Origin of the sequence: Wenxinia marina DSM 24838, from assembly GCF_000379485.1 — a bacterium.
Lineage (GTDB): Bacteria > Pseudomonadota > Alphaproteobacteria > Rhodobacterales > Rhodobacteraceae > Wenxinia > Wenxinia marina.
The window spans coordinates 71929-91720 of sequence record NZ_KB902288.1 but is presented as its reverse complement, the minus strand read 5'-3'; the positions used below and the strand labels follow the sequence as shown (position 1 = coordinate 91720).

The 19792-nt window shown below is 71.7% G+C and carries 25 protein-coding genes; 16 read left to right on the top strand and 9 right to left on the bottom strand.

Going from position 1 to position 19792, the window contains the following annotated elements; genetic code table 11:
• Positions 1-183: 183 nt before the first annotated feature.
• The 3 genes from A37W_RS0109530 to cobU form a co-directional block, all read right to left on the bottom strand.
• Positions 184-861, bottom strand: coding sequence for a glutathione S-transferase (locus A37W_RS0109530; protein ID WP_018302803.1), 678 nt, complete (start codon positions 859-861; stop codon positions 184-186).
• Positions 862-937: 76 nt separating this feature from the next.
• On the bottom strand, positions 938-1516 hold the full coding sequence (locus tag A37W_RS0109525; protein WP_018302802.1) for a histidine phosphatase family protein: 579 nt from the start codon (positions 1514-1516) through the stop codon (positions 938-940).
• Positions 1513-2040: a bifunctional adenosylcobinamide kinase/adenosylcobinamide-phosphate guanylyltransferase gene (gene cobU, locus A37W_RS0109520; protein WP_026198400.1), complete on the bottom strand. Its 528-nt coding sequence runs from the start codon at positions 2038-2040 to the stop codon at positions 1513-1515. The genes A37W_RS0109525 and cobU overlap by 4 nt, the downstream gene beginning before the upstream one ends.
• Positions 2041-2133: 93 nt before the next feature.
• Between cobU and A37W_RS0109515 the strand changes: the two genes are divergently transcribed.
• The 11 genes from A37W_RS0109515 to A37W_RS0109465 all read left to right on the top strand — a co-directional run bounded on the left by A37W_RS0109515 (position 2134) and on the right by A37W_RS0109465 (position 12349).
• Positions 2134-3012: an RNA polymerase factor sigma-32 gene (locus tag A37W_RS0109515; protein ID WP_081617071.1), complete on the top strand. Its 879-nt coding sequence runs from the start codon at positions 2134-2136 to the stop codon at positions 3010-3012.
• Positions 3009-3779, top strand: a complete 771-nt coding sequence (locus A37W_RS0109510) for a ChaN family lipoprotein (protein WP_018302799.1) — start codon at positions 3009-3011, stop codon at positions 3777-3779. The genes A37W_RS0109515 and A37W_RS0109510 overlap by 4 nt, the downstream gene beginning before the upstream one ends.
• A gap of 153 nt (positions 3780-3932) precedes the next feature.
• The gene (gene coaBC / locus A37W_RS0109505) at positions 3933-5117 is read left to right on the top strand and encodes a bifunctional phosphopantothenoylcysteine decarboxylase/phosphopantothenate--cysteine ligase CoaBC (protein ID WP_018302798.1); all 1185 of its coding nucleotides are present in this window, start codon (positions 3933-3935) and stop codon (positions 5115-5117) included.
• A 59-nt stretch (positions 5118-5176) separates the two neighbouring features.
• Complete coding sequence (dut, locus tag A37W_RS0109500; protein WP_018302797.1) at positions 5177-5644, top strand: dUTP diphosphatase; 468 nt, start codon at positions 5177-5179, stop codon at positions 5642-5644.
• Positions 5641-6708: a HesA/MoeB/ThiF family protein gene (locus tag A37W_RS0109495; protein ID WP_018302796.1), complete on the top strand. Its 1068-nt coding sequence runs from the start codon at positions 5641-5643 to the stop codon at positions 6706-6708. Before dut ends, A37W_RS0109495 begins: the two co-directional genes overlap by 4 nt.
• Before the next feature lie 80 nt (positions 6709-6788).
• Positions 6789-8051: an imelysin family protein gene (locus A37W_RS0109490; RefSeq protein WP_018302795.1), complete on the top strand. Its 1263-nt coding sequence runs from the start codon at positions 6789-6791 to the stop codon at positions 8049-8051.
• Positions 8048-8293 (top strand): (2Fe-2S)-binding protein, encoded by a 246-nt coding sequence (locus A37W_RS21410; RefSeq protein WP_018302794.1) that lies wholly within the window; start codon positions 8048-8050, stop codon positions 8291-8293. The genes A37W_RS0109490 and A37W_RS21410 overlap by 4 nt, the downstream gene beginning before the upstream one ends.
• Positions 8290-8775, top strand: coding sequence for a bacterioferritin (gene bfr, locus A37W_RS0109480; protein WP_018302793.1), 486 nt, complete (start codon positions 8290-8292; stop codon positions 8773-8775). Before A37W_RS21410 ends, bfr begins: the two co-directional genes overlap by 4 nt.
• The gene (locus A37W_RS0109475) at positions 8735-10294 is read left to right on the top strand and encodes a di-heme oxidoreductase family protein (RefSeq protein WP_081617070.1); all 1560 of its coding nucleotides are present in this window, start codon (positions 8735-8737) and stop codon (positions 10292-10294) included. The genes bfr and A37W_RS0109475 overlap by 41 nt, the downstream gene beginning before the upstream one ends.
• Entirely contained in the window at positions 10291-11268 is a 978-nt protein-coding gene (locus tag A37W_RS0109470) for an imelysin family protein (RefSeq protein WP_018302791.1), read from the top strand. Before A37W_RS0109475 ends, A37W_RS0109470 begins: the two co-directional genes overlap by 4 nt.
• 1 nt (position 11269) lies before the next feature.
• A complete protein-coding gene (locus A37W_RS0109465; RefSeq protein ID WP_018302790.1) occupies positions 11270-12349 on the top strand; it encodes a DUF1513 domain-containing protein in 1080 nt (359 codons plus the stop codon).
• 87 nt (positions 12350-12436) lie between these two features.
• On the opposite strand, the gene A37W_RS0109460 is transcribed toward A37W_RS0109465, so the two are convergent.
• The 4 genes from A37W_RS0109460 to dapD form a co-directional block, all read right to left on the bottom strand.
• Positions 12437-12766, bottom strand: coding sequence for a DUF8846 family protein (locus A37W_RS0109460; RefSeq protein WP_018302789.1), 330 nt, complete (start codon positions 12764-12766; stop codon positions 12437-12439).
• Positions 12766-13011, bottom strand: a complete 246-nt coding sequence (locus A37W_RS0109455) for a GlsB/YeaQ/YmgE family stress response membrane protein (RefSeq protein ID WP_018302788.1) — start codon at positions 13009-13011, stop codon at positions 12766-12768. The genes A37W_RS0109460 and A37W_RS0109455 overlap by 1 nt, the downstream gene beginning before the upstream one ends.
• A gap of 84 nt (positions 13012-13095) precedes the next feature.
• Positions 13096-13350, bottom strand: coding sequence for a GlsB/YeaQ/YmgE family stress response membrane protein (locus tag A37W_RS0109450; protein ID WP_018302787.1), 255 nt, complete (start codon positions 13348-13350; stop codon positions 13096-13098).
• 91 nt (positions 13351-13441) lie between these two features.
• Positions 13442-14269: a 2,3,4,5-tetrahydropyridine-2,6-dicarboxylate N-succinyltransferase gene (gene dapD, locus A37W_RS0109445; protein WP_018302786.1), complete on the bottom strand. Its 828-nt coding sequence runs from the start codon at positions 14267-14269 to the stop codon at positions 13442-13444.
• A 124-nt stretch (positions 14270-14393) separates the two neighbouring features.
• Between dapD and A37W_RS0109440 the strand changes: the two genes are divergently transcribed.
• Complete coding sequence (locus A37W_RS0109440; RefSeq protein WP_018302785.1) at positions 14394-14792, top strand: GFA family protein; 399 nt, start codon at positions 14394-14396, stop codon at positions 14790-14792.
• An 80-nt stretch (positions 14793-14872) separates the two neighbouring features.
• On the opposite strand, the gene rpsU is transcribed toward A37W_RS0109440, so the two are convergent.
• The gene (gene rpsU, locus A37W_RS0109435; RefSeq protein WP_018302784.1) at positions 14873-15079 is read right to left on the bottom strand and encodes a 30S ribosomal protein S21; all 207 of its coding nucleotides are present in this window, start codon (positions 15077-15079) and stop codon (positions 14873-14875) included.
• 169 nt (positions 15080-15248) lie between these two features.
• On the opposite strand from rpsU, the gene A37W_RS0109430 reads away from it, so the two are divergent.
• From A37W_RS0109430 to A37W_RS0109410, 4 genes are all read left to right on the top strand, one after another.
• Complete coding sequence (locus A37W_RS0109430; protein WP_018302783.1) at positions 15249-15959, top strand: COQ9 family protein; 711 nt, start codon at positions 15249-15251, stop codon at positions 15957-15959.
• 1 nt (position 15960) lies between these two features.
• Positions 15961-16953, top strand: coding sequence for an NAD(P)H-quinone oxidoreductase (locus tag A37W_RS0109425; RefSeq protein WP_026198398.1), 993 nt, complete (start codon positions 15961-15963; stop codon positions 16951-16953).
• Positions 16954-17314: 361 nt separating this feature from the next.
• Positions 17315-18073: an electron transfer flavoprotein subunit beta/FixA family protein gene (locus A37W_RS0109415; RefSeq protein ID WP_018302780.1), complete on the top strand. Its 759-nt coding sequence runs from the start codon at positions 17315-17317 to the stop codon at positions 18071-18073.
• Positions 18073-18999 (top strand): electron transfer flavoprotein subunit alpha/FixB family protein, encoded by a 927-nt coding sequence (locus A37W_RS0109410; protein WP_018302779.1) that lies wholly within the window; start codon positions 18073-18075, stop codon positions 18997-18999. Before A37W_RS0109415 ends, A37W_RS0109410 begins: the two co-directional genes overlap by 1 nt.
• On the opposite strand, the gene A37W_RS21405 is transcribed toward A37W_RS0109410, so the two are convergent.
• Complete coding sequence (locus tag A37W_RS21405; protein ID WP_018302778.1) at positions 18965-19768, bottom strand: DUF6473 family protein; 804 nt, start codon at positions 19766-19768, stop codon at positions 18965-18967. The two genes, A37W_RS0109410 and A37W_RS21405, sit on opposite strands and share 35 nt — an antisense overlap.
• Positions 19769-19792: the final 24 nt, after the last annotated feature.

The following is a 19792-nucleotide window of genomic DNA, read 5'->3' as shown; positions in this document are numbered from 1 at the left end:
CCCGGAATCAGCCGCGCAAGCGGCCCGGGCAGCGTCTGGCCGCCCCCCGGCCAGACGCTTCCTATCGACCTGCCAGACATTCGGGGGTCGTCCGGGGAGGCGGAATAAATTGCATCTACCGCAGCGTCGGGGCGTCTGCCCGCGGCCAGCCTGCCCTTGCGGTGCGCTCGGAGAGTCGAGTGTTCAGGCGGGCCAGTCAGACTTCGTCAGCTCCATCCGGTACGGCGCCGGCTCAACAGGGCGCGTCAGCCCCTCGGCCCGCCAAGCGCAGAACGCCGGCTCGGCGAGGTGCGCGGCCACGTAGGCCTGCGCGTCCTCGCCCACCGGCAGCCCGTACCCCGCGATCCGCGCCGCGACCGGCGCGAAGAACACGTCCGCCAGCGACCATGCGCCGAAGAGCCAGGGGCCGCCGTCGCCATGACGCTCGCGGGCGTGCGACCAGAGCGTCTCGATCCGCGCCAGATCCGCGCGCACCGCGTCGGACGAGGCGAACCCGTTCCATGCATGGGCGAGGTTCATGGCGCAGGCGCCACGGAGCGCACCGAAGCCGGAATGCATCTCGCCCACCATGGACCGTGCGAGCGCCCGCGCGGCGCCGTCGGCAGGCCAGAAGCCGGCGTCCGGGTGCCGTTCGGCCAGCGTCTCGGCCATGGCGAGGCTGTCGGTGACGGCCCAGCCTTCCGGCGTCAGCATGGCGGGGACGGTGCGGCCGGGCGCGACGGGGGCGAGGTCCGCCAGCAGGGTGCCGGAATAGAGGCCGACCTCGACCAGCCGGTGCGGCAGGGCGAAGGTCTCGAACATCAGCCAGCCCCGGAGCGACCAGCTGGAATAGGTGCGGTGACCGATGAAGAGCGTGTACATGGGCGCATCCTAGCCGCGCCGATGACGCCCGCGCCAACGCGGAAACGTGCGGCACGCCATCACCCGGAAAGATGGATCAGCAGACGTGACCGACGCGGCCGGCGGACCAGCGTCCTCCGTCCAGCCGCGTCTCGGTCAGCGACAGCGGCTCGATCCGCTGGCCGATCGCCCGCGACGGCGGCAGGCCCGAGGCGCGGGCCCAGCGGGTGAGGATCACGCCCAGGTGCGCGACGGCGACGATGTCGCGGCCCTCCGCCTGCGCCAGCAGGTCGGCGACGGCGGCGTCGACGCGGGCGGCGGCGGCGTCCCAGCTCTCTCCGTTCGGGGGGGCGTGGGCGCCCGGGTCCTCCCAGTAGAGGCGGGAGAGGTCGGGATCGGTTTCGGCGATGTCCGAGAAGTGGCGGCCGTCCCAGTCGCCGAAATCGAACTCGCGCAGGCGCGGGTCGTCGGGGAGGCGGTCGCGGCCCCGCCCCAGCGCGTCGGCGGTGGCGCGGGCCCGGGCGAGGTCGGACGATACCAGCAGCGCGCCCGACGGCAGCGCGGCGTCGAGCCGCGCGAGGGCGGCGGCGTCGGACAGATCCGCCGGCACGTCGCGCCAGCCGGTGAAGACGCGTTGGTGGGTCGGCCCGTGACGGACCCAGACGATCCGCGTCACGGCAGCGCCCCCTTCATCACCAGCGGCAGGCCTGCGGCGACGAAGATCACGTCGTCGGCCGCCGCCGCGATGCGCTGGTTCAGCGCGCCCTGCGCCTCGCGGAAGCGCCGCCCGAGGGGCGTGTCCGGCACGATCCCCAGACCGACCTCGTTCGACACCACGACGACCGGCGCGGCGCAGCGGGCGATGGCGTCCAGCAGACGCGCCGTCTCGGCCTCCACGTCGCGCCCGGCGCCCATGAGGTTGCCGAGCCACAGGGTCGCGCAGTCGACAAGAGCCGCCTCCCCGTCCGCGAGCCCGCCCAGCACCCCGGCGATCTCGAGCGGCTCCTCGATCGTCCGCCAGCCGCCGCTCGCCCTCTGGGCACGGTGGCGGGCGATCTTGCTTAACATTTCATCGTCGCCGGCCTCGGCCGTGGCGACGTAGACGGGCGTCCCTCCGCCTTGCAGGACAAGGGTTTCGGCGAAAGAAGACTTCCCCGACGCGGCCCCGCCTAGGACCAATGTGCACTTTCGCAACCCCATCTGTGAAACTTTCTCTGATCCGCTGCGTTGCGAAATTCGTAGGCTCGGGAAACGTGGGCCTCGTCGGTCCAGAGCACTACAGGGGGTTACTTCATGGCATTCGACGGTTACGGGGACCAGACACTCTCTCGCACGGCGATGAAGGCGGAACTCCTCGACGCGGAGACCGAGCTGAGGCTCGCCTATGCCTGGCGGGACCAGCGGGACGAGCGAGCGCTGCACCGCCTGATCACCGCGTACATGCGGCTCGCCATCTCGATGGCGGCGAAATTCCGGCGATACGGCGCGCCGATGAACGACCTGATCCAGGAGGCGTCGCTGGGCCTGATGAAGGCGGCCGACAAGTTCGACCCCGACCGCGGGGTGCGCTTCTCGACCTACGCGGTGTGGTGGATCAAGGCCTCGATCCAGGACTACGTGATGCGGAACTGGTCTATGGTGCGGACCGGCTCCACCTCCTCGCAGAAGTCGCTGTTCTTCAACATGCGCCGGGTGCAGGCCCGGATCGAGCGAGAGGCCGCGGCGGCCGGCGTGACCCTGGAAGGGCACCTGATGCGGGCGATGATCGCCAAGGAGGTCGGCGTGCCGATCGCCGACGTCGAGATGATGGAAGGCCGCCTCGCCGGGTCCGACTATTCGCTGAACGCGACCCAGTCGACCGAGGACGAGGGCCGCGAGTGGATCGAGGCGCTGGAGGACGACAGCGCGCAGGCGTCCGAGACGGTGGCGAACGATCACGACACCGACACGCTGCGCCAGTGGCTGCTGGTGGCGCTGTCCTCGCTGAACGACCGCGAGCGGTTCATCGTCAAGGAGCGCAAGCTGCGCGAGGAGCCGCGCACGCTGGAGAGCCTCGGCGACGAGCTCGGCCTGTCGAAGGAGCGGGTGCGCCAGCTGGAGGCCGCCGCCTTCGGCAAGATGCGCCGCAGCCTGGAAGGGCAGTCGCGCGAGGTGACGCACTTCTTCGCATGATCCGGGCGGCCCTTGCCCTGCTTCTGATCCCGATGTCCGCCCTCTCGCAGGAAGGGGCGGACATCGTCGTTCTGGGCGAGGTGCACGACAGCGCCGAGGCGCATGCGCGGCAGGCGGAGCTGGTGGCGGAGATCGTGCCGGCGGCGCTGGTGTTCGAGATGCTGACGGCCGATCAGGTGGCGGCGGCCGAGGGCATCGACCTGACGGACGCGGACGCGCTGGCCGCGGCGTTCGCCTGGGCCGACAGCGGCTGGCCGGACTTCGCCCTCTATTCGCCTATCTTCGCCGCGGCGCCGGAGGCGGCTCTGTATGGCGGATCGGCTCCGCGGGACCTCGTGACCGCGGTGGCGACACATCCGCCGGGCGCGGCGAACGCGTCGCCGATGCGCGGCTACGACCTCCCGCCGCTGTCCGGCGCCGACCGCGCGGTGCTGATGGACGAGCAGTTCGAAGCGCATTGCCGGGCGATGCCGCGGGAGATGATGGGCAGGATGGTCGATGCGCAACGCCTGCGGGACTGGTGGATGGCGGACGCGGCCCTGTTGGCGCTGGAGGAGACGGGCGGGCCGGTGGTCGTGATCGCGGGGACGGGCCATGCCCGTGCGGATTTCGGCGTGCCGGCGGTGATCGCGCACCTGGCGCCCGGGACGTCGGTCTGGACGCTGGGTCAGGTCGAGGGCGCGGCGCCGCCCGGCGCGCCGTTCGACTCGGTGGAGGCGGTGCCGCCGGTGGACCGCCCAAATCCGTGCGCGGCCTTCGCAGAGTGACCGCGCCAGCTCGATGTCCCCTGCCCCGCGGACCATCTTCACCCGACGCCTCGCCCGGTGATCGCGCAGGGCCGTCCCCGGCTCATCCCCGCCCCGTGACCCGCGCGCCCGACCCACGTTGCCCCCGCCGGTGGCGCCGCCTATCTTCCGCCCGTGCCCGGTCGTATCCTCCTCATCATCGGCGGCGGTATAGCCGCCTACAAGGCGCTGGAGACGATCCGGCGCCTGAAGGATCGCGGCTACGCCGTCACCCCCGTCCTGACCCGAGCGGGGGCGGAGTTCGTGACGCCGCTCTCTGTCTCGGCGCTGGCGGGGCAGAAGGTCTTCACCGACCTATTCGACCTCACCGACGAGGCGGAGATGGGCCATATCGAGCTGTCGCGCAGCGCCGACCTGATCGTGGTGGCCCCCGCCACCGCCGACCTGATGGCCAAGATGGCGCACGGGCACGCGGACGACCTCGCCTCGACGCTGCTGATGGCGACCGACACGCGGGTGCTGCTGGCGCCGGCGATGAACGTGCGGATGTGGGAGCATCCGGCGACGCAGCGCAACCTCGCGACGCTGAAGGGCGACGAGATCCTGACCGTGGGCCCGAACGAGGGCGGCATGGCCTGCGGCGAGTACGGGCCGGGACGGATGGCCGAGCCGCTGGAGATCGTCGCCGCGGTGGAGGCGGCGCTGGCGGACGGGCCGCTCAGGGGGAGGCACGTCCTGGTGACGTCCGGCCCGACGCACGAGCCGATCGACCCGGTGCGCTACATCGCCAACCGCTCCTCCGGGGCGCAGGGCACGGCGCTGGCGCGGGCGCTTGCGACGCTGGGCGCGCGGGTGACCTTCGTGACCGGCCCGGCGAGCGTGCCGCCGCCCGAGGGCGTGACGGTGGTGAGGGTCGAGACGGCGCGCGAGATGCTGGCGGCGGTGGAGGCGGCGCTGCCCGCGGACGCGGCGGTGTTCGCGGCGGCGGTGGCGGACTGGCGCGTGGCCTCGGCCTCTACCCACAAGATGAAGAAGGAGGCGGGGGCTGTGGCGCTGGAGTTCGCCGAGAACCCGGACATCCTCGCCACCGTCGCACGGCGGACAGAGGGCCGCCCGCGGCTGGTCGTCGGATTCGCGGCCGAGACCAACGACGTGGTGGCGCATGCCACCGCCAAGCGCGCGCGCAAGGGCTGCGACTGGATCGTCGCCAACGACGTCTCTCCCGGGACCGGGATCATGGGCGGGACGGAGAATGCGGTGACGCTGATCACGTCAGGCGGGGCCGAGGACTGGCCGCGGATGGGCAAGGACATGGTGGCGCGGAAGCTGGCTGAGCGGATCGCGGCCGCCCTCGCCTGACCGTCGCGCGGGGCGATGCCGGTCACTGGAGTATTTGTCTGCAAGATAGGGGACAGGGCGTGGTCACGATTGCGGTGAGGTTCGTGGACGGGGCCGACCGGGCGCTGGGGCTGCCGCGCCATGCCAGCGCGGGCGCCGCCGGGGCGGATCTGCGCGCGAACTTCGCCGCGGCGGACCGCGCGGCCGGTGTGACGCTGGTCCCCGGGGCGCGGGCGGCGGTGCCGACGGGGCTGGCGGTGGCGCTGCCGGAGGGCTGGGAGATGCAGGTGCGGCCGCGCTCGGGCCTCGCGCTGCGGCACGGGCTGACGGTGGCGAACGCGCCGGGGACGGTCGACAGCGACTATCGCGGCGAGGTGAAGGTGATTCTCGTGAACCTGGGCGATGCGCCGGTCACCGTCGCGCATGGCGACCGGATCGCGCAGGCGGTGATCGCGCCGGTGACGCGGGCGTCCTTCGAGGAGGTCGACGCGCTGGACGAGACGGTGCGCGGGACGGGCGGCTTCGGCTCCACCGGCGTTTCGGGATGATCCTCGTCGGCGCCATGGCGGCGGCGATCTGGGCGGTGGGCTGGCTCACCGGCGCGCCGGTGCGGGCGCGCCTCATCATGCTGGGCCTTCTCATGGTCGCCGTGCTGGCGGGCCACGTGCTGCTGCCCGACGGCCATCCCCTGCGCGAGGCGACGGGGGGCGAGGCGGCATTCTGGCTGATGCTGCTGGCGTTCGGGGCGCTGGTTTTCGGCTACCGCGCGCTGCTGACCAGGGTGAAGGCGCGGGCGCGGAGCGCCGAGGCGGAGCGCGCGCCCGCGCCCGCGCCGGGCGGGCCGATGGGCGGCGACGAATTGCGGCGGTCGCTGCGCCACATCGTCCTGCGCGAGATCGGCGGCCCGGGACAGGCGGCGCTGAAGCAGGCGAAGGTGCTTGTGGTGGGCGCGGGCGGCCTCGGCTCGCCGGTGCTGGAGTACCTCGCCGCGGCGGGCGTCGGCACGATCGGGGTGATCGACGGCGACGACGTGGACGAGACCAACCTGCAGCGGCAGGTGATCCATTCGACGGCGGACGTGGGACGGCCCAAGGTGTTCTCCGCCGCCGACCGGATCGCGGCGCTGAACCCGCATGTCGTGGTGCGGCCCTATCATCGGCGGTTGACGGGGGAGATCGCGGCCGACCTCGTGGCGGCGTACGATCTCGTCCTCGACGGGACCGACAATTTCGAGACGCGCTATCTCGTCAACCGGACCTGCGTCGCCGCGGGCGTGCCGCTGGTCGCCGGCGCGCTGACGCAGTGGGAGGGGCAGCTGGCGCTGTGGGACCCGGCCCGCGGCGGTCCGTGCTACGAGTGCGTCTTCCCCACGGCGCCCGACCGGTCGCTGGTGCCGAGCTGCGCCGAGGCGGGGGTGCTGGGGCCCCTGCCCGGCATCGTCGGGTCGATGATGGCGGCCGAGGCGGTGAAGGTGATCGCGGCGGCGGGAGAGCCGCTGCGGGGACGGCTGATGATCTTCGACGCGCTCTACGCCGATGCGCGGGTGATCCGGACAAGGCCGCGCGCCGACTGTGCGGCCTGCGGGGGGCGGGGCGCCGACGCGGCCGCCTGATGAAAACAGTCGGGATTGCAATTCCCGACAGGAAAGATCAGACAAGGCGGGCAACCCGGACCGAACCCGAAGGAATCGTCATGTCCCGCCTCGCCCTCCCGGCCGCCGCGCTGTTGTCCACCGTCGCCGCCGGCGCGCTCGCCCAGACCCCGGCCGAGGTCGTCGAGACCTACGCCGACATCGCCGAGGCCGGCTACGGCGACAGCCTCGCACTGGCGCGCGACCTGCAGGGGGCGGTCGACAACCTCGTCGCCAACCCCTCGCCCGAGGCGCTGGAGGCCGCCCGCGCCGCCTGGATCGCCGCGCGCGAGCCGTACCAGCAGACCGAGGTCTACCGGTTCGGCAACCCGATCGTCGACGACTGGGAAGGCCGGGTGAACGCCTGGCCGCTGGACGAGGGGCTGATCGACTACGTCGACGCCAGCTATGGCGGCGCCACCGACGCGAACGAGCTGGCGGCGCTGAACGTGATCGCGAACCCGCAGATCACGCTCGCCGGGCAGGCGGTGGACGCCTCCGAGATCACGCCGGAGCTGATCGCCGACACGCTGAACGAGGCGGACGGGATCGAGACCAACGTCGCCCGCGGCTACCACGCGATCGAATTCCTGCTGTGGGGGCAGGACCTGAACGGCACCGACGCCGGCGCAGGCGAGCGGCCCTACACCGACTATGTGCAGGGCGAGGGCTGCACCGGCGGCAACTGCGACCGCCGGGCGGACTACCTGACCGCGGCGACCGAACTGCTGGTCGCGGACCTGCAGGAAATGGCGGCGAACTGGGAGGACGGCGGCGCGGCGCGCGCGGCGGTCACGGACGATCCGCGCGCCGGCCTCGTCGCGATGCTGACAGGGATGGGCAGCCTGTCCTACGGCGAGCAGGCGGGCGAGCGGATGCGCCTCGGCCTGATGCTGAACGATCCCGAGGAAGAGCATGACTGCTTCTCGGACAACACGCACCGCAGCCACCTGAACGACGCGCTGGGCGTGCAGAACGTCTATCTCGGCCGCTATGTCCGGCCCGACGGGTCGGTGGTCGAGGGGCCGTCGCTGTCCGACCTCGTGGCGGCGCAGGATCCGGCGCTCGACGAGGCGATGCAGACCGACCTTGCGGACACGATGGCGGCGATGGAGGCGATGAACGCCGCGGTCGAGGGCGGATTCGCCTACGACCAGATGCTCGAGCAGGGCAACGACGAGGGCGAGGCGATCATCATGGCGGCGGTCGACGGGCTGATCGCGCAGACCCGCACGATCGAGCGGATCGTCACCGCGCTGGAGCTGGACCGGATCGCGTTCGAGGGGTCCGACAGCCTCGACAACCCGGACGCGGTGTTCCAGTGATCGTCTGCCACTGCCAGTCCATCAGCGATCGCGACATCCATGCCGCGATCGACTGGATGCGCGCCGCGGACGCGGATGCCATCATCACGCCCGGCAAGGTCTACCGCGTCCTCGGCAAGGCGGCGGAGTGCGGCGGCTGCATGCCGCTTTTCCTGTCAACCATGCGCGGCAATGCTAACCTCGGCGTACCCGCGGCCCTGACCGGCCTGCGGCGCGGCACAGCACGGGAGAAGACGGCATGAAGGGCGACGCGACGGTCATCGAATACCTGAACCGGGCGCTGAGGTCCGAGCTGACGGCGGTCAGCCAGTACTGGGTGCACTACCGCCTGCAGGAGGATTGGGGCCTCGGCCACATGGCGAAGAAGAGCCGGGCCGAGAGCATCGAGGAGATGTTCCACGCCGACAAGCTGATCGCGCGGATCATCTTTCTCGGCGGGCACCCGAACCTGCAGCGGCTGGACCCGCTGCGGATCGGGCAGACGCCGAAGGAGACGCTCGACGCCGACCTGGCGGCGGAGTACGAGGCGCGGTCCCTGTATTCCGAGGCGCGCAAGCACTGCCAGGAGGTCGGCGACTTCGTCAGCATGAAGCTGTTCGAGGAGCTCCTCGCCGACGAGGAAGGCCACATCGACTTTCTCGAGACGCAGCTGCACGTCTTCGAGACGATCGGAGCGGAACGCTATGCCCAGACCCAGGCCCTGCCGATGGACGAGGCCGAGTAGGCTCGCCCTGCTGGCATCGCCGCTGGCCGTCCTCGCGGCAGCGGCGGTACCGGCGGCGGACGGGCCGGGTCTCGGCGATCCGCACCTTTCCGTCGTGCCGCGCACCGCCGAGGAGGCGGCGCGGATCGCCGCCGTCACCGCGCCGGCGACGGACTTCTCGGCGCCCGAACGGTTCGAGGGGCTGCCCGCGGGCGGCGCGACGGTGCGGGCGATGACGAACGCGGACGCCTTCTCGCAGCCGTCGGGCAACATGAGCTTCGAGCGCGAGCTCGATTTCCGGGTCGGCAACGGGCTGTTCCGCAAGCTGTGGGTCTCGTCGCCGTCCTCGACGCTGGCCTCCGACGGGCTCGGCCCGCTCTACAACGCGCGCGGCTGCCAGAACTGCCACATCAAGGACGGGCGCGGGCATCCGCCGGAGGGGCCTGACGACGACGCAGTGTCGATGTTCCTGCGCGTGTCGATCCCCGGCGGGCCGGAGGCGGCGATCGCCGAGATCGAGGACTACATCGGCACCCTGCCGGACCCGACCTACGGCGGGCAGCTGCAGGATTTCGGCACGGCCGGACATCCGGCGGAGTACCGGCTGTCGGTGACCTACGAGACGATCCTGGTCCCGCTGTCGGGCGGCGAGGTCGCGTCCCTGCGCGCGCCGACCTACGAGGCCGCCGACCTCGGCTACGGGCCGCTGGCGCCGTACGCGATGCTGTCGCCGCGGGTGACGCCGCAGATGATCGGCCTCGGCCTGCTGGAGGCGATCCCGGCGACCGACATCCTCGCCCACGCGGACGAGGACGACGCGGACGGCGACGGCATCTCGGGCCGGCCGAACGTCGTCTGGTCTCTGGTGCACGACGCGCCGATGCTGGGCCGGTTCGGCTGGAAGGCCGGGACGCCGACGCTGCTGGAACAGACGGCGGGCGCGTTCTCGGGCGACATCGGCATCTCCTCGCCGCTGTTCCCGGACGGCTGGGGCGACTGCTCCTCGGCCGAGGCGGCATGCCGGGCGGCGATGCACGGCGCAGACGTGGGCGCCCACGAGATCGAGCAGGAGGGGCTGGACCTCGTCACCTTCTACTCCCGCAACCTCGGCGTTCCGGCGCGGCGGGGCGAGGACGATCCGCAGGTGCTGCGCGGCAAGGAGGTGTTCTACGACGCCGGCTGCGCCTCCTGCCACGTGCCCAAGTTCGTGACCGCGCGGCTGGAGGACCGGCCCGAGCAATCGTTCCAGCTGATATGGCCCTACACCGACCTGCTGCTGCACGACATGGGAGAGGGCCTCGCCGATCACCGGCCCGAGGGCCGCGCCACGGGGACCGAATGGCGCACGCCGCCGCTCTGGGGCATCGGCCTGACCGAGCAGGTGTCGGGCGTCGAGAATTACCTGCACGACGGGCGGGCGCGGACGCTGCTGGAGGCGGTGCTGTGGCACGGCGGCGAAGCGCAGGCGGCCCGCGACCGGATCGTGGAGATCCCGCCGCAGGACCGCGCCGCCCTCATCGCATTCCTGGAGAGCCTGTGAGACATCTCGCCCTGACCCTCGCCCTCGTGGCGTCCCCCGCCGTCGCGGACGTGGGCCACGCGACGCGGGAGGTGATCCTGCCCGGCTTCGCCCGGTTCGCGGAGGCGGCGGACGACCTTGCCGCCGCCGCGGCGGACGACTGCACGGCCGGAGCGCTGCTGCCGGCCTACCAGGATGCGTTCGACGCCTGGATGACGGTCGCGGACCTGCGGCTCGGCCCGTCCGAGACGGCGGCGCTGTCCGTCGCCTTCTGGCCCGATGACCGGGGCTTCACGCCGCGCCAGCTGTCGACGCTCATCGCGGCGGAGGACCCGGTGGTGGCGGACCCGGACGCCTTCGCAGAGGTGTCGGTGGCGGCGCGGGGACTGTTCGCGCTGGATATGCTGCTGGGGGATGCGGACCTGTCCGGCTACGGCACGGACAGCTACACGTGCGCGCTTGTGCAGGCGGTGGCGACCGACCTCGCTCGCACGGCGGCGGCGCTGGAGGCCGGTTGGGCCGACTATGCCGGCGTGCTGGAGAGCGCGGGCGCGACGGGCAATGCGACGTTCCTGGCGGAGGACGAGGCGGTGCGGGCGATCTACACGCAGATCGTCTCCGGCCTCGAATTCACCGCCGACACCCGGCTGGGCCGGCCGATGGGCACGTTTGAGCGGCCGCGCCCGACGCGGGCGGAGGCGTGGCGCACGGACCGACCGGTGCGCGACGTGGTGCTGGCAAGCGAGGCGGCGGTGGCCCTGGCGCACGCGCTCGTCGGCGGCGAGCTGCCGGCGACGGACGCGGCGCTGGCGCGGGTGCGGCAGGCGGCGGAGCGGGTGGGCGATCCGTCGTTGCAGGACCTGGACGATCCGCAGGCGCGGTTGCTGGTCGAGGTGCTGCAGCAGGCGGTGCGCTCCCTGAAGGCCGCCATCGAGGGCGAGGTCGGCGCCCCCCTCGGCATCGCGCCCGGATTCAATTCGACGGACGGAGACTGACATGACCACGCGCCGCGGCTTCCTCGTCAGCCTGTTCGCCGCGGGCGCCGGGGCGGCCGCGCCGTCGCTTGGCTGGGCAGCGGCGGGCAGCCCCGCCTACCTCGCCGCCGCGAAGGAGCCGGACGGCGGCTTCGCCCTGTTCGGCCTGTCGGCGGACGGGGCCGAGACGCTCCGCGTCCCCCTGCCCGCCCGCGGCCATGCCGGCGCCGGCCACCCGTCGCGGCCCGAGGCGGTCGCCTTCGCCCGGCGGCCCGGCGCCTTCGCGCTCGTCCTCGACTGCGCGGCGGGCGCGGTGATGCACCGCCTGACGCCGCCCGGCGGCCGGCAGTTCAACGGCCACGGCGTCTACGACCCCACGGGCGAGCTCCTCTTCACGTCCGAGCAGGTGGCGGACGGCAGCGCGGGGCGGATCGGGGTCTGGGACGTGGCGGACGGCTACGTCCGGCTGGACGAGTTCGCGACCGGCGGGATCGGGCCGCACGACCTGCGGCTGATGCCGGAGGGGGCGACGCTGGTGGTGGCGAACGGCGGGATCGAGACCGACCCGACCGACCGGACGAAGCTGAACGTGGAGTCCATGACGCCGTCGCTGGCCTACCTGTCGCTGGACGGGGCGCTGCAGGAGCGAGTCGACCTGGGGCCGGACCTGGCGCAGAGCTCGATCCGGCACCTGGCGCTGCGGGACGACGGCCTCGTCGCCTTCGCGATGCAGTGGGAGGGACCGACGGGCGCGGCGGTGCCCCTTCTGGGTCTGCACAGGCGAGGGGCGGCGCCGGTGCTGGCGTCGGCGCCCCTGGCGGACGAGCTGGCGATGCAGGGCTATGCCGGCTCCGTCGCCTGGGCCGGGGACGGGACGGAGGTGGCGATCAGTTCGCCCAAGGGCGGGCGGCTGCACCGGTTCGGCCCGGACGGCGTATTTCTCGGCGCGGTATCGCGGGCGGACGTCTGCGGGCTGGCGCCGCGGGGTACGGGACTGCTCGCGAGCGACGGGCTGGGCGGGCTGATCGCGGTGGAGGCCGGGGCGCCGGCCGCGCTGGGCCGTATGGACCGGGCGTGGGACAACCACATCGTGGCGCTCTGAGATCGGGGTGCGCGAAGAAATTTCGACGAAATTTCTTCTGTCCATAGATGGAAATTCGTCGAATTTCCTTCGCGCGTGGGCGCGACGTCAGCTCTTTTCGTCGCCCTCGAAGAACGGCGTCATCTGCGCGACGATCACGCTGTTCTCGTCCAGCGCCCGCTGCATCAGCGCCTTCTCATCGTCGTCGAGATCGTGCCCCTCGGCCAGCCGCTCCTCCAGCGTGCCGTAGCCGGTGACGTCGAGCGGCGCGAGGTCGGCCTGCTTGAGGATCGCCACCGTCTCGCGCACCGCCTCGGCCTCGTCGATGCCGCTGGCATAGCACATCAGCGCCGCGCCGGTGGCGCCGTCAGGCAGGCCGTCGCCCGCCTTGCGCCCCACCTCGACCAGAAGGGTGTAGACCTGCTGCCGCCCCGCCATCAGCGCCGCAGCCTCCGGCCGAGCCAGATCAGCAGCGCCGCGCCGGCCGCTCCGACGATCAGCTGCGGGAACCACGACCGCTCGGCGTAGATGCCGATCCAGCCGAGGATCGCGTTCAGCAGGACGGCGCCCACGATTCCCAGCGCGATGTTCGCCAGCAGGCCGGTCCGCGCCCTCATCACCCGGCTCGCGATCCAGCCGGCCAGTCCGCCGACGATAATCGATGCGATCAGTCCCAGTCCCATGTCGCCCTCCGCGTTCGGCCGCACAAGAAACACGGCCCGCTGCCGGGGGCAACGGGCCGTCGGGAACTCGTCACGCGTCGAAGGTCAGGTGCTGCGGCGCACCAGCCTCGCGATCCAGATGAGGATGCACGCACCGATGAAGCCGGCGATGAGCGAGCCGATCCAGCCGTAGGTCTCGGTGTCGAAGAACAGACCCAGCAGGAAGTTGAAAACGATGGCACCGATGATGCCGAGAATGATGTTCATCAGAAGTCCCATGTTGGACTTCATGAATTGCTCCGCCAGCCAACCGGCGATGCCGCCGATGATGATGGCGGCGATCCAGCCCACGCCGTTCATGTCGTTCGTCCTTTCGTTCCGTCCGCCCGGCGGTTCCCGGGCGATCGGGGGCAGAACGTCGCATGCGCGGGAAAAGTTCCGCGGGGTTCCCTCAGTCTCGCAGCAGCTCGTTGATGCCGGTCTTGGACCGTGTCCTTTCGTCCACACGCTTGACGATGACGGCGCAGTAGAGGTTCAAACCGTTCTTCGTCGGCATCGAGCCGGCGACGACGACCGAATAGGGCGGCACCTCGCCGTAGGTGACGGTGCCGGTCTCGCGGTCCACGATCTTGGTCGACTGGCCGAGGAAGACGCCCATGCCCAGAACGCTGCCCTCGCGCACGATCACCCCCTCGACCACCTCGGAGCGGGCGCCGATGAAGCAGTTGTCCTCGATGATCGTGGGGCCGGCCTGCATCGGCTCCAGCACGCCGCCGATGCCGACGCCGCCGGACAGGTGCACGTTCCGGCCGATCTGCGCGCAGGAACCGACGGTGGCCCAGGTGTCGACCATCGTCCCCTCGTCCACGTAGGCGCCGAGGTTCACGAAGGACGGCATCAGCACGACGCCCTTGGCGATGTGGGCGGAGTGGCGGACGACGGCGTTCGGCACCGCGCGGAAGCCGGCGGCGCGCCACTGGTTGTCGCCCCAGCCCTTGAACTTGCTGTCGACCTTGTCCCACCAGCCGCCGCCCTGCGGGCCGCCCGGCTGCATCTCCATGTCGCGGATGCGGAAGCCGAGAAGGACCGCCTTCTTGGCCCACTGGTTCACGTGCCAGTCGCCGCTCTCCTGCCGCTCGGCCACCCGCAGCGTGCCGGCATCGAGGGCGTTCAGCGTCTCCTCGATGGCCTCGCGGGTCTCGCCGCTGGTGGTGGGGGACAGCGTGTCGCGCGCCTCCCAGGCGGCCTCGATCGCGGCTTCGAGTTGGGCGTGGGACATGAGGGCGTTCTCCGGAAGTGACGTCGGGGGCGTCATAGGTCGCACGGGCGGGCGTGGCAATCGCGCCGGGCCTTGCGGCGCGGGGCGGAGCGGGCCTAGCGTGCAGCGGTCGGAGGGAGACATCATGAGGATCGACGGACGCTGCCATTGCGGCGAGATCACGTGGACGGCCGAGGTCGACCCGGCCCGCACGATGATCTGCCACTGCACCGACTGCCAGGCGTTGTCCGGCGCGCCCTACCGCGCCTCGGTCGCCTGCGCGGAGGAGGATCTGACGCTGCAGACCGGCACCCCCGCCTCCTACGTCAAGACCACCGCCGACAGCGGCAACGCGCGGCTGCAGACGTTCTGCGGCACCTGCGGCGCGCCGCTCTGGTCGACGGCGCCCGAGGGGACGGGGCGGACCTTCATGCTGCGCCTCGGCGGGGTGGAGCAACGGGCGGACCTCGTGCCGCAGCGCCAGGTCTTCACCGGCTCCGCCCAGCCGTGGGTCCGGGATCTGGACGCGATCCCGGGCAGCTGAACCGGACCCTCGGAAACGACAAACCCCCGGGCGTGAGCCGCGGGGGTCGTCTGAACTTCAGCAGTTCGGAAGAGGTCGCCTCAGAGGAGACCTTCGCGCTGCGCCTTCTTGCGCGCGAGCTTGCGCTGGCGACGGATCGCCTCGGCCTTCTCGCGGGCCTTCTTCTCGGACGGCTTCTCGAAATGCTGCCGAAGCTTCATCTCGCGGAAGACACCCTCGCGCTGCAGCTTCTTCTTCAGGGCGCGGAGCGCCTGATCGACGTTGTTGTCGCGAACGGAGACCTGCATGTGGTTTTCACCACCTTTCTAGGTTGGAATGATCGGATCGTTGCAGGAAGCGCCGATATAGGAACCTTCGGACGGTTTGTCCACCCGCCCCGAGGGTGCGGCGCCGGCGCTGGCGCCCGCCGCGCCCCGCGCTATCGTGGGTACGACGCGACCGACGCGGGAGAGACCCATGACCGACGCCCAGACGGAAACCGACGAGGCCCGCCGCGCGCGCCTCCTGCAGGCCGCCCTGCCGAACGTGGCGTTCGAGGGCTGGTCGGCGAACCTGCTGCCCCGCGCCGCGGAGGCGACGGGCATCGACATGGCCGAGGCGCGGCGCCTGTTCCCGCGCGGCGCCGTCGACCTCGCCGTCGCGCACCATGAGTCCGGCGATGCGGCGATGGTGGCGAAGCTGAAGGCGGCCGACCTGACGGCGATGCGGTTCCGAGATCGTGTCGCGTTCGCGCTGCGCGCCCGGATCGAGGCGATCGGCGACAAGGAAGCGGCGCGCCGCGCCAGCGCGCTCTTCGCGCTGCCGACTCACGCGCCCGAGGGGGCGCGACTGATCTGGCGCACCGCGGACCTGATCTGGGACACGCTGGGCGATCCGTCCGAGGACCTGAACTGGTACACCAAGCGAGCGACGCTGTCCGCGGTCTGGGCCTCGGTCCTGCTGTTCTGGCTGGGCGACGACAGCTGGGAGGCGCAGGCGACCGACGCCTTCATCGACCGGCGGATCGACGACGTGATGCGGATCGAGACGATGAAGGCGCGGGTGAACGAGGCGCCGCTGCTGAAGCCTTTCACCGGCCCGCTGTCGCGGCTGACCGCGATGATTCGCCGGCCCCGGCCGGTGAGCGGTCCGGGGGGCCTGCCCGGTCGCTGGACGCCGGGGGCCTGACGTGACCCAAATGATGCGCGTGATCGAGATCGGCCGGCCCGGCGGGCCGGATGTCCTGACAGTCGCCAGCCGCGAGGTCCCTAAGCCGGGACCGGGCGAGGTGCGGATCAGGGTGGCGTTCGCCGGGGTGAACCGGCCCGACGCCCTGCAGCGCGCCGGCGCCTACGCCCCGCCTCCGGGCGCGAGCGACCTGCCGGGCCTCGAATGTTCGGGCATCGTCGACCGCATCGGCGAGGGCGTGACCGACTGGTCCGAGGGCGATCGGGTCTGCGCCCTCCTGCCGGGCGGCGGCTACGCGCAGTATGTCGTGACGCCGGCGGCGCACTGCCTGCCCGTGCCCGAGGGGCTGGGGATGAAGGAGGCGGCCTGCCTGCCCGAGACCTTCTTCACCGTCTGGTCCAACGTCTTCGGCCGCGGCCGGCTGCAGGCGGGCGAGCGGTTCCTCGTCCACGGCGGCTCCTCCGGGATCGGCACGACGGCGATCCAGCTGGCCCGTGCCTTCGGCGCGCGGGTCTTCGCGACCGCCGGGTCGGCCGAGAAGTGCGCCGCCTGCACCCGGCTCGGCGCCGAGCGGGCGATCAACTATCGCGAGGAGGACTTCGTCGAGGTGCTCACGGCCGAGGGCGGCGCCGACGTGATCCTCGACATGGTCGGCGGCGACTACATCGCCCGCAACCTCAAGGCCCTGGCCGAGGACGGCCGGCTGGTGCAGATCGCCTTCCTGCAGGGGCCGAAGGCCGAGCTGAACCTCGCGCCGCTGATGGCGCGGCGGCAGACGATCACGGGCTCCACCCTGCGCCCGCAATCGGTGCTCGCAAAGGCGCGGATCGCCGAGGATCTGGCTCGCGAGGTCTGGCCGCTGATCGCGGCGGGACGTGTCGCGCCGGTGATGTTCCGGACCTTCCCGCTGGCCGAGGCCGCCGCGGCGCACGCGCTGATGGAGAGCTCCGAGCACATCGGCAAGATCGTGCTTGAGGTGGGCGGCGAGGCCTGACGCGCGGACTATCCGAACACCGCCGCTGCGCTACTCTCCGCCCGTGGCGACCCGATTCCCGGGTCGCCCTTTCTGGGAGGATCGGTCTGATGGCCGACAAACCGAAGGGCGGCAAACCCGCCAGCAGCAAGGAACAGAAGAGCGCTCCCGCCGGCGCGATGGGCGGCGCGAAGAAGTCGGACGGCAAGAAGAAGTGACGCCGGCGCGCGGCCGGCCCCCGCGCCGGCCGCGCGCTCTGCCCCTCCTCCCCATGCGCGGCAAACGTGGCGTTCCCGCGCCGGCCTGCGTCGCTTTTTCCCTGTTTCCGCGCAGGACCCCGCGATAACACGGCTCGGAACACGCAGCAGACAGGAGATACCGCATGAAGGTCCTCGTGCCGGTCAAGCGGGTGATCGACTACAACGTGAAGGTCCGGGTCAAGGCGGACGGGTCCGGGGTCGATCTCGCCAACGTCAAGATGAGCATGAACCCCTTCGACGAGATCGCCGTGGAAGAGGCGATCCGCCTGAAGGAGAAGGGCGCCGCCGAAGAGGTCGTCGCGGTCTCCATCGGCGTCAAGCAGGCGCAGGAGACGCTGCGAACCGCCCTCGCCATGGGCGCCGACCGGGCGATCCTCGTCGTGGCGGCGGACGACGTGCACCAGGACATCGAGCCGCTGGCGGTGGCCAAGATCCTCGCCGCCATCGTCAAGGAGGAACAGCCGGGGCTGGTCCTCTGCGGCAAGCAGGCGATCGACAACGACATGAACGCGACCGGTCAGATGCTGGCGGCGCTGCTGGGCTGGAGCCAGGGGACCTTCGCCTCGAAGGTCGAGATCGACGGCGACCACGCCTCGGTCACCCGTGAGGTGGATGGCGGCCTGCAGACCATCAAGGTGAAAATGCCGGCGATCGTCAGCGTGGACCTGCGGCTGAACGAGCCGCGCTATGCGTCGCTGCCGAACATCATGAAGGCGAAGAAGAAGCCGCTCGACGAGAAGACGCCGGCCGATTACGGCGTCGACGTGTCGCCGCGGCTGTCGGTCGTGAAGACGACGGAACCCGAGGCGCGCAAGGCGGGCGAGATGGTCGGCTCGGTCGACGAGCTGGTGGCGAAACTCAAAGAGCGGGGGGTCGTCTGATGGCCGTTCTCCTTCTTGCCGAAATCACCGACGGGCAGTTGAACATGGACGCCACGGCCAAGGCCGTGGGCGCGGCGCAGACGCTCGGCGACGTGACCGTCCTCGCGGTCGGCGCCAAGGCGGCGGACGCCGCGGCCGAGGCGGCGACCATCGGCGGCGTGACCAAGGTCCTCGTCGCCGAGGATGCGCTCTACGGTCACCGCCTGGCCGAACCGGCGGCGGCGCTGATCGCCAGCATGGCCGGCGAGTATGACCATATCGTTGCCCCGGCCACGACGGACGCCAAGAACATCATGCCGCGCGTCGCGGCGCTGCTGGACGTGATGATCCTCTCGGACGTCTCCGGCATCGTCGACGCCGACACGTTCGAGCGGCCGATCTACGCCGGCAACGCGATCCAGACGGTCAAGTCGTCGGACGCCAAGAAGGTGCTGACGGTGCGCACCTCGACCTTCGACGCCGCCGGCACCGGCGGCTCGGCCCCGGTCGAGAGCGTGTCGGCGGGCGAGGATCCGGGCCTGTCGTCCTGGGTCGAGGACCACGTCGCCGCCTCCGACCGGCCCGAGCTGACCTCGGCCGGCCGCGTGGTGTCCGGCGGGCGCGGCATCGGGTCCAAGGAGGACTTCGCGATCATTGAGGCCCTCGCCGACAAGCTGGGCGCCGCGGTCGGCGCGTCGCGGGCGGCGGTCGATTCGGGCTACGCGCCGAACGACTGGCAGGTCGGCCAGACCGGCAAGGTCGTGGCGCCCGAACTGTACGTCGCTGTCGGCATCTCGGGCGCGATCCAGCACCTCGCGGGGATGAAGGACAGCAAGATCATCGTCGCGATCAACAAGGACGAGGAGGCGCCGATCTTCCAGGTCGCCGATTACGGCCTTGTCGGCGATCTCTTCACCCTGGTGCCGGAGCTGACCGAGAAGCTGTGAGATCGCAGAGGGCGGCGGCCAGCGCGGTCGCCGCCTCTTCGTGCGCCCGGGGGCCGAGGGGCCGGCCCGGGCGTCCGGTCATCGCGCCGTCGGCCAGGGCCGGCGCGGATGGGACGACGCAGGTCACGCCGCGGGCGAGCGGGCGCAGCGCGTCGATCATCGGCGCGGTGACGAAGAGCGGGTCCGGCCCCAGGCCCCTCGCCGCCGGCCCGTCGGGTGGCGGGGCATCGCTGAACCAGACGAGCTGGACCGGCGCCGGGCAATCCTGGAGAAAACGTTTCATGCGGGCGGACCAGGCGCGCTGAAGCTCCTCCCGGACGAGGGCGAAGCGGTCGGGCGACAGACGCTCCAGCTCGCGCAACAGGTGCCGGGTGAAGCAGAAATCGGCGAAGTCGATCTCGGGATACAGCGCCTCGAGCGCTGTCGCGGCGCGCAGGAACCGGTCGTTGCGCCGCGGATGCACCTCGTAGAAGCGGTTCGACAGGTTGCGGGCGCCGGTCACCTCCAGCACCACCGCCACCGCGCCGGCGCAGGCGGCGAGGGTCGCGGGGTCGCGGAGGGCGCCGTCGATGGAGGAGTTGGCCCGGCCGAGATTCAGGCACCGCCGGCCCGTCATCCGCTCCAGCATGTCCGGCCAGGGGCGATCGACAAAGCGGCCTGCCGCCTCCGTCCCGCCCACGCAGGCGATGTAGCTCCCCGCCGGGTCCTTCTGGCCGCCCATCGGCCAGGCATGCGCCGTCCCCGGCGCGATCGCGGCTTCGGCCCCCATCGGACCACCCCCTGGTTCGACTCA

What these genes read in the sequence shown, in the direction of transcription:
- A37W_RS0109530 (WP_018302803.1), bottom strand. Translation starts at nt 861, where the DNA reads ATGTACACGCTCTTCATCGGTCACCGCACCTATTCCAGCTGGTCGCTC.
- cobU (WP_026198400.1), bottom strand. Translation starts at nt 2,040, where the DNA reads ATGGGGTTGCGAAAGTGCACATTGGTCCTAGGCGGGGCCGCGTCGGGG.
- A37W_RS0109515 (WP_081617071.1), top strand. Translation starts at nt 2,134, where the DNA reads ATGGCATTCGACGGTTACGGGGACCAGACACTCTCTCGCACGGCGATG.
- A37W_RS0109510 (WP_018302799.1), top strand. Translation starts at nt 3,009, where the DNA reads ATGATCCGGGCGGCCCTTGCCCTGCTTCTGATCCCGATGTCCGCCCTC.
- A37W_RS0109495 (WP_018302796.1), top strand. Translation starts at nt 5,641, where the DNA reads ATGATCCTCGTCGGCGCCATGGCGGCGGCGATCTGGGCGGTGGGCTGG.
- A37W_RS0109490 (WP_018302795.1), top strand. Translation starts at nt 6,789, where the DNA reads ATGTCCCGCCTCGCCCTCCCGGCCGCCGCGCTGTTGTCCACCGTCGCC.
- bfr (WP_018302793.1), top strand. Translation starts at nt 8,290, where the DNA reads ATGAAGGGCGACGCGACGGTCATCGAATACCTGAACCGGGCGCTGAGG.
- A37W_RS0109475 (WP_081617070.1), top strand. Translation starts at nt 8,735, where the DNA reads ATGCCCAGACCCAGGCCCTGCCGATGGACGAGGCCGAGTAGGCTCGCC.
- A37W_RS0109465 (WP_018302790.1), top strand. Translation starts at nt 11,270, where the DNA reads ATGACCACGCGCCGCGGCTTCCTCGTCAGCCTGTTCGCCGCGGGCGCC.
- A37W_RS0109460 (WP_018302789.1), bottom strand. Translation starts at nt 12,766, where the DNA reads ATGGCGGGGCGGCAGCAGGTCTACACCCTTCTGGTCGAGGTGGGGCGC.
- A37W_RS0109455 (WP_018302788.1), bottom strand. Translation starts at nt 13,011, where the DNA reads ATGGGACTGGGACTGATCGCATCGATTATCGTCGGCGGACTGGCCGGC.
- A37W_RS0109450 (WP_018302787.1), bottom strand. Translation starts at nt 13,350, where the DNA reads ATGAACGGCGTGGGCTGGATCGCCGCCATCATCATCGGCGGCATCGCC.
- dapD (WP_018302786.1), bottom strand. Translation starts at nt 14,269, where the DNA reads ATGTCCCACGCCCAACTCGAAGCCGCGATCGAGGCCGCCTGGGAGGCG.
- A37W_RS0109440 (WP_018302785.1), top strand. Translation starts at nt 14,394, where the DNA reads ATGAGGATCGACGGACGCTGCCATTGCGGCGAGATCACGTGGACGGCC.
- rpsU (WP_018302784.1), bottom strand. Translation starts at nt 15,079, where the DNA reads ATGCAGGTCTCCGTTCGCGACAACAACGTCGATCAGGCGCTCCGCGCC.
- A37W_RS0109430 (WP_018302783.1), top strand. Translation starts at nt 15,249, where the DNA reads ATGACCGACGCCCAGACGGAAACCGACGAGGCCCGCCGCGCGCGCCTC.
- A37W_RS0109415 (WP_018302780.1), top strand. Translation starts at nt 17,315, where the DNA reads ATGAAGGTCCTCGTGCCGGTCAAGCGGGTGATCGACTACAACGTGAAG.
- A37W_RS0109410 (WP_018302779.1), top strand. Translation starts at nt 18,073, where the DNA reads ATGGCCGTTCTCCTTCTTGCCGAAATCACCGACGGGCAGTTGAACATG.
- A37W_RS21405 (WP_018302778.1), bottom strand. Translation starts at nt 19,768, where the DNA reads ATGGGGGCCGAAGCCGCGATCGCGCCGGGGACGGCGCATGCCTGGCCG.